The organism is Belliella calami, from assembly GCF_022549695.1.
Taxonomy (GTDB): Bacteria; Bacteroidota; Bacteroidia; order Cytophagales; family Cyclobacteriaceae; genus Belliella; species Belliella calami.
This window is the reverse complement of sequence record NZ_JAKZGS010000005.1, coordinates 1-19,313: the sequence shown is the minus strand read 5'-3', so window position 1 is coordinate 19,313 and position 19,313 is coordinate 1. Positions and strand designations below refer to the sequence as shown.

The 19,313-nt window shown below is 36.9% G+C and carries 13 protein-coding genes and 1 tRNA gene; 6 read left to right on the top strand and 8 right to left on the bottom strand.

Annotation, left to right across the window (positions count from 1 at the left end; genetic code table 11):
* Positions 1–309: 309 nt before the first annotated feature.
* Together MM236_RS08465 and sucC are read right to left on the bottom strand one after the other, a co-directional pair.
* A tRNA-Arg gene (locus MM236_RS08465) sits at positions 310–383 on the bottom strand.
* Positions 384–433: 50 nt separating this feature from the next.
* A complete protein-coding gene (gene sucC / locus MM236_RS08460) occupies positions 434–1,645 on the bottom strand; it encodes an ADP-forming succinate--CoA ligase subunit beta (protein WP_241274533.1) in 1,212 nt (403 codons plus the stop codon).
* Between the two features lie 138 nt (positions 1,646–1,783).
* On the opposite strand from sucC, the gene MM236_RS08455 reads away from it, so the two are divergent.
* The gene (locus MM236_RS08455; RefSeq protein WP_241274532.1) at positions 1,784–2,443 is read left to right on the top strand and encodes an ABC transporter ATP-binding protein; all 660 of its coding nucleotides are present in this window, start codon (positions 1,784–1,786) and stop codon (positions 2,441–2,443) included.
* A gap of 16 nt (positions 2,444–2,459) precedes the next feature.
* On the opposite strand, the gene MM236_RS08450 is transcribed toward MM236_RS08455, so the two are convergent.
* Positions 2,460–2,912 carry a peroxiredoxin gene (locus MM236_RS08450; RefSeq protein WP_241274531.1) on the bottom strand — a complete coding sequence of 151 codons (453 nt, stop codon included), beginning with the start codon at positions 2,910–2,912 and terminating at the stop codon, positions 2,460–2,462.
* 145 nt (positions 2,913–3,057) lie between these two features.
* Here MM236_RS08450 and MM236_RS08445 point away from each other — a divergent pair, with 145 nt between their 5' ends.
* Positions 3,058–3,864 (top strand): DMT family transporter, encoded by an 807-nt coding sequence (locus MM236_RS08445; RefSeq protein ID WP_241274654.1) that lies wholly within the window; start codon positions 3,058–3,060, stop codon positions 3,862–3,864.
* A gap of 64 nt (positions 3,865–3,928) precedes the next feature.
* Here MM236_RS08445 and MM236_RS08440 read toward each other — a convergent pair whose 3' ends face one another.
* Entirely contained in the window at positions 3,929–4,657 is a 729-nt protein-coding gene (locus tag MM236_RS08440; RefSeq protein WP_241274530.1) for a hypothetical protein, read from the bottom strand.
* A gap of 554 nt (positions 4,658–5,211) precedes the next feature.
* Here MM236_RS08440 and MM236_RS08435 point away from each other — a divergent pair.
* From MM236_RS08435 to fucP, 3 genes are all read left to right on the top strand, one after another.
* A complete protein-coding gene (locus MM236_RS08435) occupies positions 5,212–6,693 on the top strand; it encodes a nicotinate phosphoribosyltransferase (RefSeq protein ID WP_241274529.1) in 1,482 nt (493 codons plus the stop codon).
* On the top strand, positions 6,686–7,597 hold the full coding sequence (gene prs, locus MM236_RS08430; RefSeq protein WP_241274528.1) for a ribose-phosphate diphosphokinase: 912 nt from the start codon (positions 6,686–6,688) through the stop codon (positions 7,595–7,597). The genes MM236_RS08435 and prs overlap by 8 nt, the downstream gene beginning before the upstream one ends.
* 184 nt (positions 7,598–7,781) lie before the next feature.
* Positions 7,782–9,038 (top strand): L-fucose:H+ symporter permease, encoded by a 1,257-nt coding sequence (fucP, locus tag MM236_RS08425; protein WP_241274527.1) that lies wholly within the window; start codon positions 7,782–7,784, stop codon positions 9,036–9,038.
* A gap of 166 nt (positions 9,039–9,204) precedes the next feature.
* Here fucP and MM236_RS08420 read toward each other — a convergent pair whose 3' ends face one another.
* The 4 genes from MM236_RS08420 to MM236_RS08405 form a co-directional block, all read right to left on the bottom strand.
* Entirely contained in the window at positions 9,205–9,888 is a 684-nt protein-coding gene (locus MM236_RS08420) for a hypothetical protein (RefSeq protein WP_241274526.1), read from the bottom strand.
* 77 nt (positions 9,889–9,965) lie between these two features.
* The gene (locus MM236_RS19845) at positions 9,966–10,523 is read right to left on the bottom strand and encodes a Crp/Fnr family transcriptional regulator (protein ID WP_241274525.1); all 558 of its coding nucleotides are present in this window, start codon (positions 10,521–10,523) and stop codon (positions 9,966–9,968) included.
* Between the two features lie 159 nt (positions 10,524–10,682).
* Positions 10,683–11,555, bottom strand: coding sequence for a diacylglycerol/lipid kinase family protein (locus MM236_RS08410; protein ID WP_241274524.1), 873 nt, complete (start codon positions 11,553–11,555; stop codon positions 10,683–10,685).
* A 65-nt stretch (positions 11,556–11,620) separates the two neighbouring features.
* On the bottom strand, positions 11,621–12,559 hold the full coding sequence (locus MM236_RS08405; protein ID WP_241274523.1) for an App1 family protein phosphatidate phosphatase: 939 nt from the start codon (positions 12,557–12,559) through the stop codon (positions 11,621–11,623).
* A gap of 831 nt (positions 12,560–13,390) precedes the next feature.
* On the opposite strand from MM236_RS08405, the gene MM236_RS08400 reads away from it, so the two are divergent.
* Positions 13,391–19,313, top strand: a 5,923-nt coding sequence (locus MM236_RS08400) for an MBG domain-containing protein (protein ID WP_241274522.1), incomplete at its 3' end; no start/stop codon positions are given.

The window sequence follows — 19,313 nt, the reverse complement described above, 5'->3', positions numbered from 1 at the left end:
ATCTTAGAACATGCTTATAATCAGGTTTTTATCTATGTTTCGTTGCGTCTTTTTTTCAAAATAAAATGACTCCACGGATGACGCTTTTTAAATAGAGGGATTTTTGAAAAATTTGGTTGTTTTACCACCAAAAATCAAAAAGCTCACCTCGTCAACCAAGGGGGCTTTTGAAAGACCAAATATTAAATAATTGATAAAAAAAGTACCTCTATTGCTTAATTTGGCACTTTTTAGCTTTTTCTTACTTTCTTAAATCTCAGGAAATCGAATTGGGAAAATCAATTTTGAAAGATTTAATGACAACTTTAGTGCGCTCGGAAGGATTCGAACCCTCAACCCTCAGAGCCGAAATCTGATATTCTATCCAGTTGAACTACGAGCGCTAGAAAAGGGACTGAATCAAGTTCAATCCCTTCTAAAATATGGTTTTATATTAGGCGATTGCCTCTTTTACTCTTTCTGCAGCTTCTTTCAAAGTGATCGCAGAAGAAACTTTCAATCCTGATTCATCGATGATTTTTGCACCTTCTTCAGCGTTTGTTCCTTGCAACCTTACGATGATAGGTACTTGAATATCACCGATAGACTTGTAAGCTTCTACCACACCATTTGCAATTCTGTCACATCTTACGATACCACCGAATACATTGATAAGGATAGCTTTTACATTTGGATCTTTCAAGATAATTCTAAATCCAGCTTCAACAGTAGTAGCATTTGCCCCGCCACCCACATCTAGGAAGTTAGCCGGTTCTCCACCAGAAAGCTTGATCATATCCATAGTCGCCATCGCTAGACCAGCGCCATTTACCATACAACCTACGTTTCCGTCAAGTTTCACATAGTTCAAACCTGATTCAGCAGCTTCTACCTCCAAAGGATCTTCTTCAGCAATATCTCTCAAAGCTGCAAGATTTTTTTGTCTATATAATGCATTGTCATCTATGTTAACTTTAGCATCAACTGCCAAAATTTGATCATCTGATGTTTTCAATACTGGGTTGATCTCAAATTGAGAGGAGTCAGTTCCTTCATAAGCAGCATAAAGAGCTGTGATAAATTTCACCATTTCTTTGAATGCATTTCCTTCAAGACCAAGCTTGAAAGCTACTTTTCTAGCTTGGAAACCTTGCAAACCAACTTTAGGATCTATCCATTCCTTGATGATTTTTTCAGGAGTTTTCTCTGCAACTTCCTCGATGTCCATACCGCCTTCAGTAGAAGCCATGATTACATTGCAACCTTTCGCTCTATCCAAAAGGATGGATAAATAATATTCTTTTGGTTCAGAAGCACCTGGATAATAAACATCCTGAGCTACGAGCACCTTATTTACTTTTTTTCCTTCAGGACCTGTTTGGATTGTCACCAAAGTTCCCCCAAGAATGTTTTTGGCTTTTTCAGCAACATCTTCCAATTTTTTGGCAAGAACCACACCGTTGGAATCTGTTTCCTGAACTTTGCCCTTACCACGTCCACCGGCATGGATTTGTGCTTTGATCACATACCATGAAGTGCCTGTCTCTGCATTGAGTTTTTTGGCCGCTTCAAGTGCTGCTTCAGGAGTATCTGCTACGATACCTTCCTGGATTTTCACTCCATAACTTTTTAAAACTTCTTTTGCTTGATATTCGTGTATATTCATCCTTGTGAAATTTTTGCACGAAGTTAAGGCCTTCAACTCGATTTTTCAAGTTAAAAACAGTCTGTTTTGGTAAATATTTAGCAATTTTGACGGAATACTTCTTATAGGTTGTAATTTTGAATGTTTTAAAACTTGACTATGCTGGTAGCAAAAGGAATAGAGAAATATTATGGTGATCTGCATGTGCTTAAGGGAGTGGATGTTATGATCAGTCAAGGTGAAGTGGTTTCTATAGTAGGGGCTTCGGGTGCAGGAAAAAGCACACTTTTACATATCTTGGGCACCTTGGATGAAGCCGACAAGGGTGATGTGAAAGTTGGGGAAACCAATGTCACAAAACTTAAAGGCGATAAATTAGCAGAGTTTAGAAATAGGGAAATAGGATTCATTTTTCAATTTCACAACCTTTTGCCTGAGTTTACAGGAGAAGAGAACATCATTATTCCAGGTTTGATCGCTGGAAGAAATGAAAAAGAACTTAAAAGCAGGGCAAAAGAACTTGCCATGATCTTGGGAGTAGAAGGAAGATTGCAACACAAGCCTTCGGAACTATCTGGAGGAGAACAACAAAGAATTGCTGTAGCTCGTGCGCTGATCAATGACCCTAAAATCATTTTTGCTGATGAACCAAGTGGAAACCTTGACTCAAAGAGTGCACAAGATCTACATGAGCTGTTTTTTAGGCTTCGCGATGAGTTTGGTCAATCCTTTGTAATTGTCACCCACAACCAAGAATTGGCAGAGATGGCAGATAGAATGCTGACGATGCAAGACGGGAAGATTGTTTCGGGGCTTTAATGATTCAATAAAAGTATTATTCCCTTTTCAATACTCCCAACATCTCATCAACATGTTTTTTTGACTCAAACATGTCTGAATATGCGCCTTGAACAATATGATTGCTATCAAGTAAATAGGTAATCCTTTTTGGCATTCTGACCAAGGGAATTAAAGCATCATATGCTTTGCAAACATCTCCTTTTCCATCGCTCAGTAGCTCAAAGGGTAGTTTGAATTCTTTTTGGAACTTGAGATGGGTTTCGATTGAATCCCGACTGATGCCATAGACAGGAATGTCGAGATCTCTAAAAGCTGCAAATTGATCTCTAAAATCACAAGCTTCAGCTGTACATACTCTGGTGAAGTCTTTTGGATAAAAGTAGATGATGCAAGACTTACCTGCTGCATCTTTATTTAATGTAAAATCATTTCCAGATGTGGAAGGTAAAGTAAAGTTTGGTGCTTTTTGACCGATCTTGAGTGCCATGTTATTTGTTTTTGTACATGGTTAAACTAAAATTCGTTCATAATGTTCAACTTAAGTCAATTTGGAACTAAAGCCATTCAAAAGGGTTATATCATCAATTCATAATTTTAAAAATTAAGCTTTGAGTAAAAAAAGTGTACAGCACATGCTGTTGGCAGGATTTCTGTTTTCATTGATGAATGTTGCGGTAAAATTGATTCCTCACATCCCTGCAATTGAGATTATCTTGTTCAGATCAGTTATGAGCTTTTTTATGACCTATTTTGTCTTGAAAAGACTCAATATTCCACTTTTGGGAAATAATAGATCTTTATTGATCCTTCGAGGTATAGCAGGTTCTGTTGGTCTCATAGCATTCTTTTACAATCTTCAAACGATCCCTTTGGCAAGTGCTGTGACGATAAATTACCTAGCTCCGATATTTACCACCATACTGGGGATTTTTATAGTTAAGGAAAAAGTAGCTAAAAGGAAATACATTTATTTCGGGATTTCTTTCTTAGGAGTGGTCATTATCGAAGGTTTTGATCCTCGGATTAGTGCATTTGACTTGGGGATTGGATTGATCGCGTCCTTGGCAATGGGTGTGGCTTACAATGTGATCAGAAGATTGAAAAATTCAGAACATCCATTGGTAATTATGTTCTATTTCCCTTTGATCACCACGCCAATAGCAGCGATAGTATCCTACTTTTTTTGGGTGATGCCTACTGGTTGGGATTGGTTGGTTTTGGTGATTGTTGGTGTTTTGACACAGGCAGCCCAATATTTTATGACTTTAGCATATCAGAATGCGAATCTTTCCAAAGTGGCAAGTTTGAGCTATGTAGGAATCATCTATGCCTTGAGTTTTGGTTTTTTGATTTTTGATGAGACCTATAGTTTGATTACATACATGGGGATGGTGCTGGTTTTGGCAGGAGTGATTTTGAATGTAACTTCGAAAAAGTAAAAACACCCATCCATTTTTACAGATGGATGGGTGTTTATTTCTGGATTCTAATCTCGTTTTATTCCTAATTTTTCAATTCGATTTCGATATCTGCAAATTCCTCTATGTTATCACTTACTCTATTGTAAATGTTTCTATTTGTATTCCTGTTGATAAGTAAAGTTCCATTTACCAATTCTGCACTCTCAAAATCAGCGTCTGAAATTCCCCTAAACCAATTATTTGCATTGATTTCGAACAATGCAAGTGGATTATTTCTTGCATCAATCGTAAAAAACTGACCCTCAGATTCTATTTCAACTTCGAAATCAATATCATCACCAAAATACTCATAAATCAATGGTGCAGTGGAACCATCTGCAAATGAATAGGTTCCTTCTATGAATATCGAAGGTTCGTTTCTATAATCAATCAGGTCCAATTCTATTTCAATCTCCCTGTACTCACCAGCTTCAATATTGATAATAAAGTCTGTGGACTCGTCGAATTCGTTAAAGGAAATTTTCCTGATATCATTGAATTTGATCTCAATTTCTTTGGAGAAATTACCCGACTCTCTTCTTCCCTCAACTTCCAATTCCAATTCTTTGATTTGAATGAAACCACTTTCAATAGTCAGATTGCTGTTTGCAACTCTACCATTTTGAGACGATTGAGTCCCATTGTTTAACACAAAGGCAAAGCCAAGTTTCCCTTCACCGCTTCCAAGCGGATCATCGTCATTGTTGCATGATGTAAAGCCAATTGCTAACGCAAGCGTTAGAAGCTTAAGGATGTTTTTAGAAATTTTCATGTGATTTTGGTTTTTAAATTTTACAATTCAGGTGATTGAATTATTTTTTGTTGATGTTTTAATTTGCTTTTCAATAACTGTACTAGTTTTTTAACAATTTTTCACATCATAAACAAAAGGTGTATAAAAATGTATATGCGAAATTAATATGTGATCAAGTTGCATTTATCAGTCATTACATTTGTGAAAAAATCATAAAAAGTAGTATTATATTTATCGTGGTATAAGTCTAAACTTTACCAATTTTCAAAAACTAAAACATACTAATTTTTTTTTCAGAACGTAATAATTTCTTTGCTTTTGTCAATTAAGTAAAAAAGAGATGATAACTGCTATATTTGAGAATTCCAAAGCTGAAAGTCATTTGAAAGTTAAGTGTAACATTGATTTAGATAACTTTTTTTAAGTGATTTGATTTGGATTATTCTAAATATGGATTTTTAGGATAATATAATGAAGGATGGTGTAAAAGCATTAATATTGATCAAAAGCATGCTTTAATAGCTATTTAAAACAGAACCTATAAAACTTAATCCAGCCAAAATTCAAAAAGAATGAAAATCACAAAAGACCTCTACCAAGGTTCCTTAGCACTTTTGACAGACTTTTATCAGCTTACCATGGCTTATGCATATTGGAAGTCTGGAAAAGCAGAACAAGAAGCCATATTCAACCTTTTCTTTAGGAAAAACCCCTTCCAAAGTGGATTTACAATAGCAGCGGGTCTTGAATATGTGATAGATTTCTGCAATAGTTTCGCTTTCAATAAGGGGGATTTGGATTATCTGAGCGAGATGAAAAATTCCGATGGCACGGTGGTTTTTGAGACTGATTTTATTGAATATTTGAGTGAAATGAGATTCACTTGCGATTTGGAGGCAGTGGAAGAAGGAACAGTTATTTTTCCCCACACACCTTTGATCAAAGTCAAAGGACCTCTGATCCAATGTCAGCTTTTGGAGACGGCTTTGTTGAATATTACCAATTTCCAAACTTTGATAGCGACAAAAGCTGCAAGGGTGGTTTTTGCTGCAAAAGGGGATGCTGTTTTGGAGTTTGGATTGCGTAGGGCACAAGGGATAGATGGGGCTTTGGCAGCGAGTAGAGCTTCATTTATTGGTGGATGCTCAGCTACCAGTAATGTGATGGCGGGGAAACTATTTGGCATTCCTGTATCTGGAACACATGCTCATAGCTGGATTATGTCATTTGATACTGAGCTAGAGGCTTTTTACGCCTATGCAGAAGCTTTTCCTGAGAAATGTGTTTTTTTGGTGGATACTTATGATACCATCAATGGAATAAAAAATGCGATTGAAGTAGGTAAGTTTTTGCGGGAAAAGGGAAAAGAGATGGTTGGAGTAAGAATTGATTCTGGAGATTTGGCTTACTACAGTAATATCGCCAGAGAAATGCTCGATGAAGCCGGTTTTCCCGAGGCCAAAGTAGTAGCTAGCAATGATCTTGATGAGCATATTATCACCTCTCTGAAAGCGCAGGAAGCATCAATTGATGTATGGGGTGTAGGTACCAAATTGGTGACAGCATACGATCAGCCGGCTTTGGGTGCTGTTTATAAACTCGCGGCAATCAAAGATCAAAATGGAAATTGGGAACCCAAAGTGAAAGTTTCCCAACAGTCCATCAAGATCAATATCCCCGGTGATCATGATGTCATCAGGTTTTCTAAAAATGGTAAGGCCGTAGCAGACATGATCTGTTTGAAAGAGGACCTAGCGAAGAAGAATACCTACACCATTATTGACCCGATCGATCCGACGAAAAGAAAAAAGATCAATGGTGAATATATAGAACAAACAATTCTTTTGAAGTCTATTTTTGAGAATGGAACACTAGTATATGATCCGCCGGCTATCGAAAAGATCAAAGAAAACACCCAAAAGAATCTTCAATTTTTTGACAAAACCCACAAAAGGCTAGTCAATCCACATATTTATCCTGTTGGTTTGGAAGAAAAACTATATCAACTGAGAACAGATTTGGTATTCAAAATGAAAAATTACGACAATGAATAAAAAGATTGTATTTTCCACGCAGGCCTATTGCTACCTGAGAGATCAGGTTTTGAATGTTGGAGATTTTGACAAAGGAGAAATAGAAGTGATGAAATTTCCTGATGGGGAAAGATATCAGCGGATACTTACAGATGTTTATGAAAGAGATGTAGTATTGATAGGAGGGACGATTTCTGATTCCGATACACTGGAAATATATGATTTAGCATACGCCTTGATTAAATATGGTGCGAAGTCTATTTTTATTGTATTCCCATATTTTGGGTATTCCACTATGGAAAGGGCAATCAAAAAAGGGGAAGTTGTCACGGCAAAATCTAGAGCAGTGATGTTTTCTTCCTTGCCTAGAACAAGTCAAGGTAATCATTTTATGTTTTTTGACTTACATTCAGAAGGAATTCCCCATTATTTTGAAGGACAAGTGTTGATCAACCATGTATATTGCAAATCAATCATCACTAGAGTTGCTCAAGAATTGGCCTCTAAAGATTTTGTGATGGCTTGCACAGATGCTGGCAGGGCAAAATGGGTAGAATCCTTGGCAAACGATATGGGCGTAAATGCGGCTTTTGTCTTCAAAAGGAGAGTTTCTGGTGACCAAACAGAAGTGACCAGTATTTCTGCGGATGTCGATGGGAAAGATGTGGTAATCTACGACGATATGATACGAACAGGAGGGTCATTGATCAGTGCAGCCAAAGCCTACAAATCAGCAGGGGCAAACAAAATCTTTACTATTACAACCCACGGTTTGTTTACAAATGATGCATTGCAAAAAATCCAAGATTCTGGAGTAATCGAAAAAGTGATTGCAACAGATACCCATATAAATAGTTATTCTTTGCAATCTGATATATTAAGAGTGGAAACTGTGGCCAATTTGATTGTAGAAGAACTGAAGTGAGAAAAAAGTGAGTTTAGAAGCAAGAGAAGAGAAAAATGATTAGCAAGAAACGACACGCGATAAACAAGACAAAGACAAGAGTAAAGAAAGCAGTAAAAAGATGAAAGAGACCTTTGGTATGGTACGGTATATCAAAGGTCTTCGCTATAAAGAATAAAACAAGAACCCAATCAACCCATCTCCCATGACCAAAAGAAAAAGGAATATCCTAGCATTTGTTTTAGTAACCAGCCTGTTTTTTATGTGGGGTTTGGCCAACAATATGACAGATACTTTGCTAGCAGCTTTCAAGAGGGTTTTGAGCATTTCAGATTTTCAAACATCTTTTGTTCAAAGTGCATTTTATGGAGCATACTTCTGCTTGGCTCTTCCTGCAGCATTTTTGATTAAGAGGTATAATTATAAGACAGGAATATTAGTTGGACTTGGGTTGTTTATTGCTGGTGCATTGCTTTTCTTCCCTGCAAGCAATACAATGGTCTATGGACATTTTCTATTGGCTCTTTTTGTTTTGGCAGGAGGCTTATCTATTTTGGAAACAGCAGCCAATCCATACATCCTTGAGTTGGGACCTCCTGAGAATGCTACCCGAAGGTTGAATTTGGCTCAATCCTTCAACCCGATCGGATCTATTTCAGGAGTTGTCTTGAGCAAATATTTTATCCTTTCCAAATTGGATTCAGCATCTTTTGAAGATAGAAGTAGTATGGATTTGGATGCGCTTCAGTTTATTCAGGCCAAAGAACTTCAGGCGATTATGGGACCCTATGTAGGAGTAGCTATCGTATTGATCATTTTATGGATCATTATTTATTTTACTACTATGCCTCAGGCCAAAGACGACAGTAGATTGCATCTGAGTGACTCTTTTAGCAGATTGATGGTTAATAAAAATTATGTCATGTCAGTGATAGCCCAATTCTTTTATGTCGGAGCACAAATTGGCATTTGGTCATTTACTATCAGGTATATTATGGAAGAATTGGCACTTGACGAAGCCGATGCATCAACTTACTATATTGCTGCCTTGGTTTTGTTTTTGATTTTTAGGTTTGTATTTACTTACTTGATGAAATTTTATAGTCCTGCATACCTTCTTCAGATTTTGTCAATAGTAGCCATAGTGTTAGTTGGGTTATCAATTGTCGGGAATGGTTTTTTTGGGGTTTGTAGTCTTTTGATGGTTTCAGCATGTATGTCATTTATGTTTCCGACTATCTTTGGTCTGGGACTGAAGGATCTTGGAGATGACGCCAAAGTAGGAGGGGCCGGACTGATCATGGCGATCTTAGGTGGCGCTATATTGCCAGCGATCCAAGGGCAGTTTTCAGATTATTTTGGAAGTATCAAAATCGCCTTTATTGTACCTATGATTTGTTTTGCAGTTGTATTCTATTTTGGTATGATATCTAAAAGAGTTGCTTCAGGAAATGTGTCGTAGCTGTCCCTTGGCAGTTGATGATTCAGCTTATTTGCCAGTAGTTTTAGATGTATGGTTGATTGTCAGCTTGTGTTCAATATCCGTGAGTATCAAATATTATCGGAAATAAGCTGTGTCAGCTTTTTATTTATTTAGTGGCAAAATTCCTTAAATCCATGTTTAGAAATCAATAAAATGCCCAACCTACAAATAATCCATAATTTGGTTTGAAAGTTTTTTGGACTCCATATTGATCCAAATTTGCGGCTAAACCAAAGTTAAAGTCTTGTTTTTTTAGCCCTGCCCTAAATTGAATAAAACTTCGTGCGTGATGATTGTCCTTTGTATTGTGGATATACATAAATTGAATCCTTGAATAAAGATTTGTAGATTGTGATAATTGAGGCTTGTATTCATATATCCCAAAGAGCTCTATATTCTTTGATTCGTTCAGAAATGCTGAAAAAATGGTTACAGACACCCATTTTTTGTTTGTAAATGAATGTTGGGCGCCAATTAGGGGGGCTACACCAACGCTATTGTTTACTGTGATTCCACTTACCAACCCGAATCCTTTGTAGACTTGATAGGTCATCAGTACTGGTATAGCCATATCCAATTCATCCAAATCATTCTGGTAGCTCACAGAAAGTGATGACACACTCAAAATCCCAAAATTACTTTCAGATGTAAATTTTCTTTTGACTACCATTTGATAGAACATCCTATTATTACCAATTAGAAATTCTGTAGGGATTGGGATTTTCTGAGGAGTTTGTTGGGCTAAGACTGGCTGTAAAACAGACAAAAGCAATAGCAAACTGAGTAAAAAATATTTTCTACTAGTTTTTTCTAAATCGAAACTTTGCATAGATCATTTTTAATATACTATGTAAAATTCGACTATGTGATTTTGAAAAATGTTGCTCTATGGCAATATCTCAGTTTTTAGAGATTTATTTTCAAACGGCTCAATGTATAAGGGGTAATTCCAAGATAGCTTGCAATTACCTTATTGGAAAGTCTGTTGAATACATCAGGCTGACGTTTGAGAAGCCACCTTAATCGTTCGAGACTATCTGATCCTTGCAGATCATAAATGCGTTTTTGTGTAGTGATATAAGCAGATTCAAGGATGTTTCTATATATTACGTTGACTGCGGGTTCTTTCTCTACTAAGTGGTAAAAATCATCTTTCCTTATGGCCAGCAATGTAGTTTTCTCCAAACTCTGAATGTATTCAATAGATTCTTCGCCTGTAATCAGACTTGTAAATGAAGTTCCGAATTTGCCTTCAAACGCAATATATCTTGTGTTTTCAATTCCATCTGTATTGACAGAATAAAATCTTAGACAACCTGCTGTCACAAAATATACGTACTTACAGACTTCTCCTTCTTTGAGCAAAAATTCGTTTTTGCCAAAAGAATACTCTTTAAAAAAAGATGATATATTGGATAAATTGTCATCACTGACTTTGATTTTGTCCAAAAAGTAAGTTTTCAAAATTTGATGCATAACTCAATTTAAGAATAATTCCTAAAATATAGAATCCTGCTCAAATCCATCTCTTTTTTTTCGATTATTATACCCTTATTTTGGATACTTTTCTTTGGTTAATAGTTTAATTACATATGTCTTACAATCAGTCCTTTTCCTTTTAGTTTATAGGTTTGAGTGAAATTTGATTTTGGTGCCATTCATCTTGATTGTTATGTTTTTTTTATCTTCTTTGATTTCCCCATCAACATGACAGGAGGCGTTATTAAGATTTTCTATGGTGATTTTTTCTGTGGTGTAAGTTTGTACAAAACCCAAATCAGATAAATCTTCTTTCATAAATGCAATACTGAGGGCTATCCATTCCTTAAGACTGTCAGGATTGAGCACAACTATTTCAAATTTCCCATCATCCATTTTTCCATTTGGGTTTATTTTAACCCCAGTGCCGTATCTATCACCATTTGCTATGACTAGCATTTTGGCGCTTATCGTTTTTCTTTCTCCATTGACATGAATGTTGAATTTGTATTTATTGTTTTCAAAAGCCTGTGCTAACGAACTTTTAAAATAACTGCCCATGCCCCTTTCATCACTTTCTTCAAATTTCTTTATCAATCCAGCATTGAAACCAAAGTCACAGACATGAAGGCAAATATCACCATTAACGTCCAGTACATCCATATTGATGATACTTCCACCATACAAAGCCCTTATGCTATCTTCCCACGTTTCTATACCCAAACAAGAACACAGTCCATTTGCCGATCCGAAGGGAATGGGAAGTAAGGGTATATTTATACCTTCCATTTGGGATCCTACAAGTTTGATTGTACCATCGCCACCAGCCACCATGATCAAATCATAAGTGCCATTTTCTAATAATTGTAGTATCTTTTGATCATCTCCTTCACCCGTTGTATTCCATTCGGTGATGGAATAGTCCGTAGTGTTTTTTGAAATTTCTTCAATCAGCTCAGTTTTGTTGTCAAGATTTCCTGAAGCAGGATTTACAATAAGCAATGCTTGTTTTTGCATTTATAAGTTTGGTTAAGGTTTTTGATTTTGATTTTGAAAATCTTACGTACAAGGACAACTTTGATCTAAAGGAAGTTTTTTGCATGTGATATCGCTTCCAAAGAATCCTTTACCCAAGCCACTGGGATTTCGGAGTTGTATTGGTTGAGTTGATTCTCTCGTTTTTCATCCACTTTTTTTATTCTTCTGATATATACTGCTTTTACCCTATCAGGGAATTTTTCTATGATCCTAATGTATAGTTCAGGATCATGCTGACCACTATCTCCAATCAGGATAAACTTCATCTTTGGAAAAAGTGACATGAGCTGGCTAATCTTTTCAAGCTTATGGTCATGATTTCCACCACCAGACTTCCAGATATTTTTCAAAGACACATGTGGATCTTTGAGTAAAATAGGACCTTTGGGAATAGTCCTGAAATCAAGAAAATCTTGAATCAGATCAAAAAGATTCCAATCACTGCTAGATACATAGAAAACTGGATTTTGACCATTCTTTGAGAGTAAATCATAGAACTCACTCACTCCTGGGAATGGTCTTCGGGTATAGGCATTTTTGGAAATCGACAACCAAAGTTTTTTTCCTAAGGAAGTCGCATGGGATACAACTATCGTATCATCTATATCCGATACAATACCTGTGGGATGATTTTCGGAAATCCTGTTAATACTTACTTCTATGGAATTTTTCTCAGCGGTGATTCCTTCATCTTCTATCAGGGTCAACGTTGCAATGTCCCTTTGCCCATTTTTAGGAGCTGGGACAGTCAGATGCGTTTCAAACAATCCTTCTTCGTTGCTTACCAATATTTCTTTGATACCTTGATATTGTAGAATAATTCTTCCATCTGAAACACTGTTTCCAGCATATCTTCTTAATGTGCCAAGAAAATTCTGTAATGCTGTATTTTTTTCGGATGGTTTGCTTTGTTTATAGGCTTCTACCAGTCTTCCTTTTATGAAAATTACTCTTTCATTTCCAAATGCCAAAAAAATTTCCATTCGGACAAGATCTAATTTCCCTATCCTTCTTTTGAATTTTGAAAAGAAATATCGAAAGGGAAAAGTAAGCCAATGGGTGAAATTCATTTGTGTTTTTTTCAAATACTGTGCAAAACCCAAGCCAAGAGGAAAGACTATTGAAAATGGAAATTTGGATATGTTTTTACTAAAAATTCCTTTTCCTAAAAGAAAATTTGTGGAAATATATTCCCATGTTTTCAAATAGCTTTAATCCCAAAAGACATAAGCAGAGGTGGACTCACAAGCCATCAGCTTGAAAAAATATTGAAATAGTGTTGCTTGAATTTTCCTTTTTTCATGAAAAATATTGTTCCTTTTAAATTGTTACATAAAAATATTTTTTGAAACATCATTTTTTGACTAATATTTTCTGCATTTCAATTTCCTAAAAATGAAGTTCTCTAACTATGTGTTTCAAAAACCGATTTTGAGACATATTTATCGAACAAATATTGAGTCCTTCAATTACTTTTATCGCTGTAAAATGTAAATTATAACTATTGAACCACACAGCATATGAAGAAAATTTACAAATCTAGTTTAAGACACTTTTATTCAAAATGTATTTTGTTTTCACCAAAGCAAGAATACCTATCACCTTATACTTCGATCTTACACTTCACTTTGACGATTAAGTATAACCTGTAATTGGCATGTAATTGCCTTTTAGTTCACCCAATTTAATATTTATTTCCAATCCTTTTTTCTACTTCACTTTGACCGCGCGAGTTTTTCCGCATCTGACATTGATTGTCAAAGCTATCAAGGTAGTATAGGAGAAATAGTAATTATTTATCAAAATTTTCTAAAATGAAAAAAACATTTACAATACTCTATTTGATTATGGGATTGTTTTGTTCAGGTTTGATTTTGGCCGACAACAAAATAAAGATTCAAAAAGGTTTTGAATTCCATCATCCATTTTCATCCAAGGCCGAATCTCCAATTCTTGAAGACTTCGAAGATGAATCTATCAACTCAAAGACATTCTCAAGTAATGGGCAGGAGTTTACCATATCATCAGGCAACTCAAACTTGTTTGATATTTATAATTCAGGAGGGGATTTATATGGTTGGAACGGATCATCGGCAGATTCAAAATTTATAGATAATTCCTCAAGTGTAGATAATAATATAGACTTAACTATTGCTACTAGCGATAATAAAGCATTTATATTGAAGAGTTTTTACCTATTTATAGCTCAAGGGACTGGTGTAATTACTGGCGTCAATGGTGATATTACGATTGTCGGAAGCAAGAATGGAGTTACTCAATTTACGAATACGGTCAATTCTGGCTACAATACTTCTACAAACTCGCAAAACGGCTATACTTTTATCAATATGTCCACTTTTGGAGGGGACAACAATAGTGAAATTGAAATTGACAAATTTACAATTTTAAGCACTGGAAATATCAGATATATAGCTCTTGATGCTATGAGTTGGGCACCTGGTGTTGTTGCGGCAAATTGTGCTCCTAATCATGGAGTTACAGATTTTGAAGGGTTTTATAGCACTTTTACAGAATTGAATTCTGGAACAGGTTCGGCAACTGCTACTGTAGCTTGTTTTGATATTACTTCAGAAACATTGAACCCAAGCCATACAGCTAGGGTAACAGGGACTTCAATAAGCGGTAATGAGCTGTTGATTATCCAAGGGGTTGGAACATCACCAAATGCTAATTTAAAAAGAGCTATCATCAAATCAAATGATGGAAGTTCGTTTTCCTTTAAGTCAATAAAAGTTCAGCCATTTGGGACTTTTAGTGACTTGCAAATAACCTATGAGGGATACCTTAATGGAGTTCAGGTTTCTAATGCTAATTTGGATAGAAGTAATATGACAACGGGAACTATTTATAATGATAGTTTTTTGTCTATTCCTGCATTTAATGAAGTAGATGAAATTAGGATTGAATTTAATTTTGTGGGGTCTTCATTTCAGAATTTCAGAATAGATGACATAGAAATAGGGCCAGCAAATACTGCAACTTCTCCCACAGTACTCACCAATGCGGCTACTTCCATTTTAGCTTCCGAAGTAACTCTTAATGGAAATATCTCTGATGATGGTGGGGCAAATGTTACTGCACGAGGATTTGTCTATTCAAGTTCGGACAATTCGCCAATACTAGGTGAAGGAGGTGTGACGAATGTAACCATTGGTAGCGGTACAGGAGCTTTCCAAGAGACGATAGCGGGATTAAGTCCTTCGACTACTTACTATTTCCAAGCTTATGCCACCAATAGTGAGGGGACGAGTTATGGAGGAGTAGAGATTTTTACTACTTTGAATCAAGTAAGTGCTCCGACGATCACAAGCACGCCAATTTTGACAGCTCCATATAGTCAGCAATACAATTATTCCATTGTTGGAACAGTTGACAATGAATTGGAGACAACCTTATCTGCAACGACTTTACCTAATTGGCTAACATTCAGTAGTGATGGCCAAGGTGTTTCTTCAAGATTTGGGGATATTCCAGCGTGGGTAGCCCTTTCAGGTGTTGCGGGTGACGGTGAAGGAAATGTCTTTGCCATTCGTAATAACGGAACAGAAATATTTAAGATAGAACCTGATGGAACGACGACTAGTTGGAAGTCAGGGTTAACGAGTAGTACTGTCTATGCACTACATATAGCAAATGGGTTTGTTTATATTCCTAGATATGGTAATTCAAGCCAATCCATCACTAGAATTCCTTTAGACAATCCGAATGCACCAGAGGAAATTTTTCTTTCAAGATCTGGTGGCGCTTTGTCTTTGACAGATAAAGATGGCTTTATATATGCGGCAATCTACAACAGTAGAGAAATAATAAAGATTAATGAAACGACCAAAGATTTTGAAATTCTAATCAATAACCAAACTGGCCTTTCATCTTATAGTCCCTTTGGAATGACTTTTGATAAAAACGGCGATTTATTTATAGCTACCTATGGAGTAAGATCTATTATAAAATATGACGGATCATCTGTTACCCCCGTATTGACTAATTTACCGAATAATGTTTCTTCAATTAGAAATGATGCTGCAGGGAATTTTTATTTGTCAATGTCTGGTGGAGGTGTTAGAAAATATAATGCTGACTTTAGTTCTTTTGAAACAGTTTCAGTAAATGCAAACGACAATGTCTGGAGTTTGTCCTTGACTGCTGCTGGTTCACTGGTGTATTCAAGACAAGGTACAAATGAAGTTTACAGACTTCAGACTGGAGCAATATTAACAGGAATCCCGGCAAAATCAGATATCGGTGAACATCCTGTTGTTCTTCGTGCAGCAAATGACAATGGCTATACAGAACAAGAGTTTACCATCACAGTAACTGACGAAACAGCGCCTTTACTTACCACATTTAGCCCAGAGAAAAATGCTGATGATGTAGAATTGACACCAGAGTTAACGTTGACTTTTGATGAGGAAATTGTTCTTGGTAACATTGGAGTTCTTTCAATTGAAAGTGGTGGAAGCATCTTGCAATCTTTTGATTTAGCTATTCAAGAAGAAAGGGAGTTGATCGAAGTTTCGGAAGATAGACTTTCTATTTTGGTAAAAATAACCAATCCCTTAGCATTGAACACAACAATTTCAATAGGGATTACTGAGGGATTTTTCAAAGACGATTTTGACAATGACTTTGCCGGCTTCCTTGCTTCTTCTAACACATGGAATTTCCGTACTCTCAATAAACAAAACCAAACAATCTCGTTCCCTGAAATTTCCGATAAAATCTATGGAGATGATGCTTTCATATTGGGAGCTGAAGAGACAGATCAAGGTTTGACCATAGTTTATACAGCAAATGATCCAAGTATTGTTTCAATTTCAGGAAATCAAGCGACGATTCTGAAAGCTGGTTCAACTGAGATTACAGCAACCCAATCAGGTGATGATAATTTTATCGAAGCAACACCAGTGATTAGGACTTTAGCAATAGATAAAGCAATTGTTACAATCACAGCAGAAGATCAATCCAAAGTATACGGTGAATCAAACCCAAGCTTGACCTTTGCATATGATGGTTTGGTGAATGGTGATACAGAAGTTTCCACTGAACCAAGCATTTCTACTACAGCAACAGCAAGCTCCACTACAGGAACTTATCCAATAACCTTATCAGGTGGATCAGATGCAAACTATGCAATCACGCTTGTGGATGGAACATTGACAGTTGACCAGAAAGCAGTAACGATCACAGCTGATGACAAATCGAAAATATACGGTGAATCAAATCCAAGCGTGACCTTTGCATATGATGGATTGGTAAATGGAGACGAGAAAGTTGCAACCGAACCAAGCATTTCTACTACAGCAACAGCAAGCTCCGATGCAGGAACTTATCCAATAACCTTATCAGGTGGATCAGATGCAAACTATGCGATTACGCTTGTGGATGGAACATTGACAGTTGGTCAAAAAGCAGTAATGATCACAGCAGAAGATCAATCCAAAGTTTATGGTGAATCAAACCCAAGCTTGACCTTTGCATATGATGGTTTGGTAAATGGAGACGAGAAAATTTCCACTGAACCAAGCATTTCTACTACGGCAACAGCAAGCTCCAATACAGGAACTTATCCAATAACCTTGTCAGGTGGATCAGATGCAAACTATGCAATCACGGTTGTGGATGGAACATTGACGGTAGGGCAGAAAACATTAACGATCACAGCAGAAGATCAATCCAAAGTTTATGGAGAAACCAACCCAAGCTTGACCTTTGCATATGATGGATTGGTAAATGGAGACGAGAAAATTTCCACTGAACCAAGCATTTCTACTACAGCATCAGCAAGCTCCAATACAGGAACTTATCCAATAACCTTGTCAGGTGGATCAGATGCAAACTATGCAATCACGGTTGTGGATGGAACATTGACGGTAGGGCAGAAAGCAGTAACGATCACAGCTGATGACAAATCGAAAATATACGGTGAATCAAATCCAAGCTTGACCTTTGCATATGATGGTTTGGTAAATGGAGACGAGAAAATTTCCACTGAACCAAGCATTTCTACTACAGCAACAGCAAGCTCCAATACAGGAACTTATCCAATAACCTTGTCAGGTGGATCAGATGCAAACTATGCAATCACGCTTGTGGATGGAACATTGACAGTTGGTCAAAAAGCAGTAACGATCACAGCAGAAGATCAATCCAAAGTTTATGGAGAAACCAACCCAAGCTTGACCTTTACTTATGATGGATTGGTAAATGGCGATGAGAAAGTTTCCACTGAACCAAGCATTTCTACTACAGCAACAGCAAGCTCCAATACAGGAACTTATCCAATAACCTTGTCAGGTGGATCAGATGCAAACTATGCAATCACGCTTGCAAATGGAACATTGACGGTAGGGCAGAAATCATTGACGATCACAGCTGATAACAAATCGAAGATATACGGTGAAGGAAATCCAAGCTTGACCTTTGCATATGATGGATTGGTAAATGGAGACGAGAAAGTTGCAACCGAACCAAGCATTTCTACTACAGCAACAGCAAGCTCCGATGCAGGAACTTATCCAATAACCTTGTCAGGTGGAACAGATGCAAACTATGCAATCACGCTTGTGGATGGAACATTGACAGTTGGTCAAAAAGCAGTAACGATCACAGCAGAAGATCAATCCAAAGTTTATGGAGAAACCAATCCAAGCTTGTCCTTTACATATGATGGATTGGTAAATGGAGACGTGAAAGTTGCAACCGAACCAAGCATTTCTACTACGGCAACAGCAAGTTCCAATACAGGAACTTATCCAATAACCTTATCAGGTGGATCAGATGCAAACTATGCAATCACGCTTGCAAATGGAACATTGACAGTTGGTCAGAAAGCAGTAACGATCACAGCAGAAGATCAATCCAAAGTTTATGGAGAAATCAATCCAAGCTTGACCTTTACTTATGATGGTTTGGTAAATGGAGATTCAAAAGTTTCCACTGAACCAAGCATTTCTACTACAGCAACAGCAAGCTCCGATGCAGGAACTTATCCAATAACCTTGTCAGGTGGAACAGATGCAAACTATGCAATCACGCTTGCAAATGGAACATTGACGGTAGGGCAGAAATCATTGACGATCACAGCTGATAACAAATCGAAAATATACGGTGAATCAAATCCAAGCTTGACCTTTGCATATGATGGATTGGTAAATGGAGACGAGAAAGTTGCAACCGAACCAAGCATTTCTACTACAGCAACAGCAAGCTCCGATGCAGGAACTTATCCAATAACCTTATCAGGTGGATCAGATGCAAACTATGCAATCACGCTTGCAAATGGAACATTGACAGTTGGTCAGAAAGCAGTAACGATCACAGCAGAAGATCAATCCAAAGTTTATGGAGAAATCAATCCAAGCTTGACCTTTACTTATGATGGATTGGTAAATGGAGACGAGAAAGTTTCCACTGAACCAAGCATTTCTACTACAGCAACAGCAAGCTCCAATACAGGAACTTATCCAATAGCCTTGTCAGGTGGATCAGATGCAAACTATGCAATCACGCTTGCAAATGGAACATTGACGGTAGGGCAGAAAACATTAACGATCATAGCTGATGACAAATCGAAGATATACGGTGAATCAAATCCAAGCTTGACCTTTACTTATGATGGATTGGTAAATGGAGACGAGAAAGTTTCCACTGAACCAAGCATTTCTACTACAGCAACAGCAAGCTCCAATACAGGAACTTATCCAATAGCCTTGTCAG

Bases quoted from the DNA above. Each gene is read 5' to 3' on its own strand.
- MM236_RS08455 (WP_241274532.1), top strand. From the start codon at position 1,784: ATGCTGGTAGCAAAAGGAATAGAGAAATATTATGGTGATCTGCATGTG.
- MM236_RS08445 (WP_241274654.1), top strand. From the start codon at position 3,058: ATGCTGTTGGCAGGATTTCTGTTTTCATTGATGAATGTTGCGGTAAAA.
- MM236_RS08405 (WP_241274523.1), bottom strand. From the start codon at position 12,559: ATGGAAATTTTTTTGGCATTTGGAAATGAAAGAGTAATTTTCATAAAA.
- MM236_RS08420 (WP_241274526.1), bottom strand. From the start codon at position 9,888: ATGCAAAGTTTCGATTTAGAAAAAACTAGTAGAAAATATTTTTTACTC.
- sucC (WP_241274533.1), bottom strand. From the start codon at position 1,645: ATGAATATACACGAATATCAAGCAAAAGAAGTTTTAAAAAGTTATGGA.
- MM236_RS08440 (WP_241274530.1), bottom strand. From the start codon at position 4,657: ATGAAAATTTCTAAAAACATCCTTAAGCTTCTAACGCTTGCGTTAGCA.
- prs (WP_241274528.1), top strand. From the start codon at position 6,686: ATGAATAAAAAGATTGTATTTTCCACGCAGGCCTATTGCTACCTGAGA.
- MM236_RS08450 (WP_241274531.1), bottom strand. From the start codon at position 2,912: ATGGCACTCAAGATCGGTCAAAAAGCACCAAACTTTACTTTACCTTCC.
- MM236_RS08410 (WP_241274524.1), bottom strand. From the start codon at position 11,555: ATGCAAAAACAAGCATTGCTTATTGTAAATCCTGCTTCAGGAAATCTT.
- MM236_RS08435 (WP_241274529.1), top strand. From the start codon at position 5,212: ATGAAAATCACAAAAGACCTCTACCAAGGTTCCTTAGCACTTTTGACA.
- fucP (WP_241274527.1), top strand. From the start codon at position 7,782: ATGACCAAAAGAAAAAGGAATATCCTAGCATTTGTTTTAGTAACCAGC.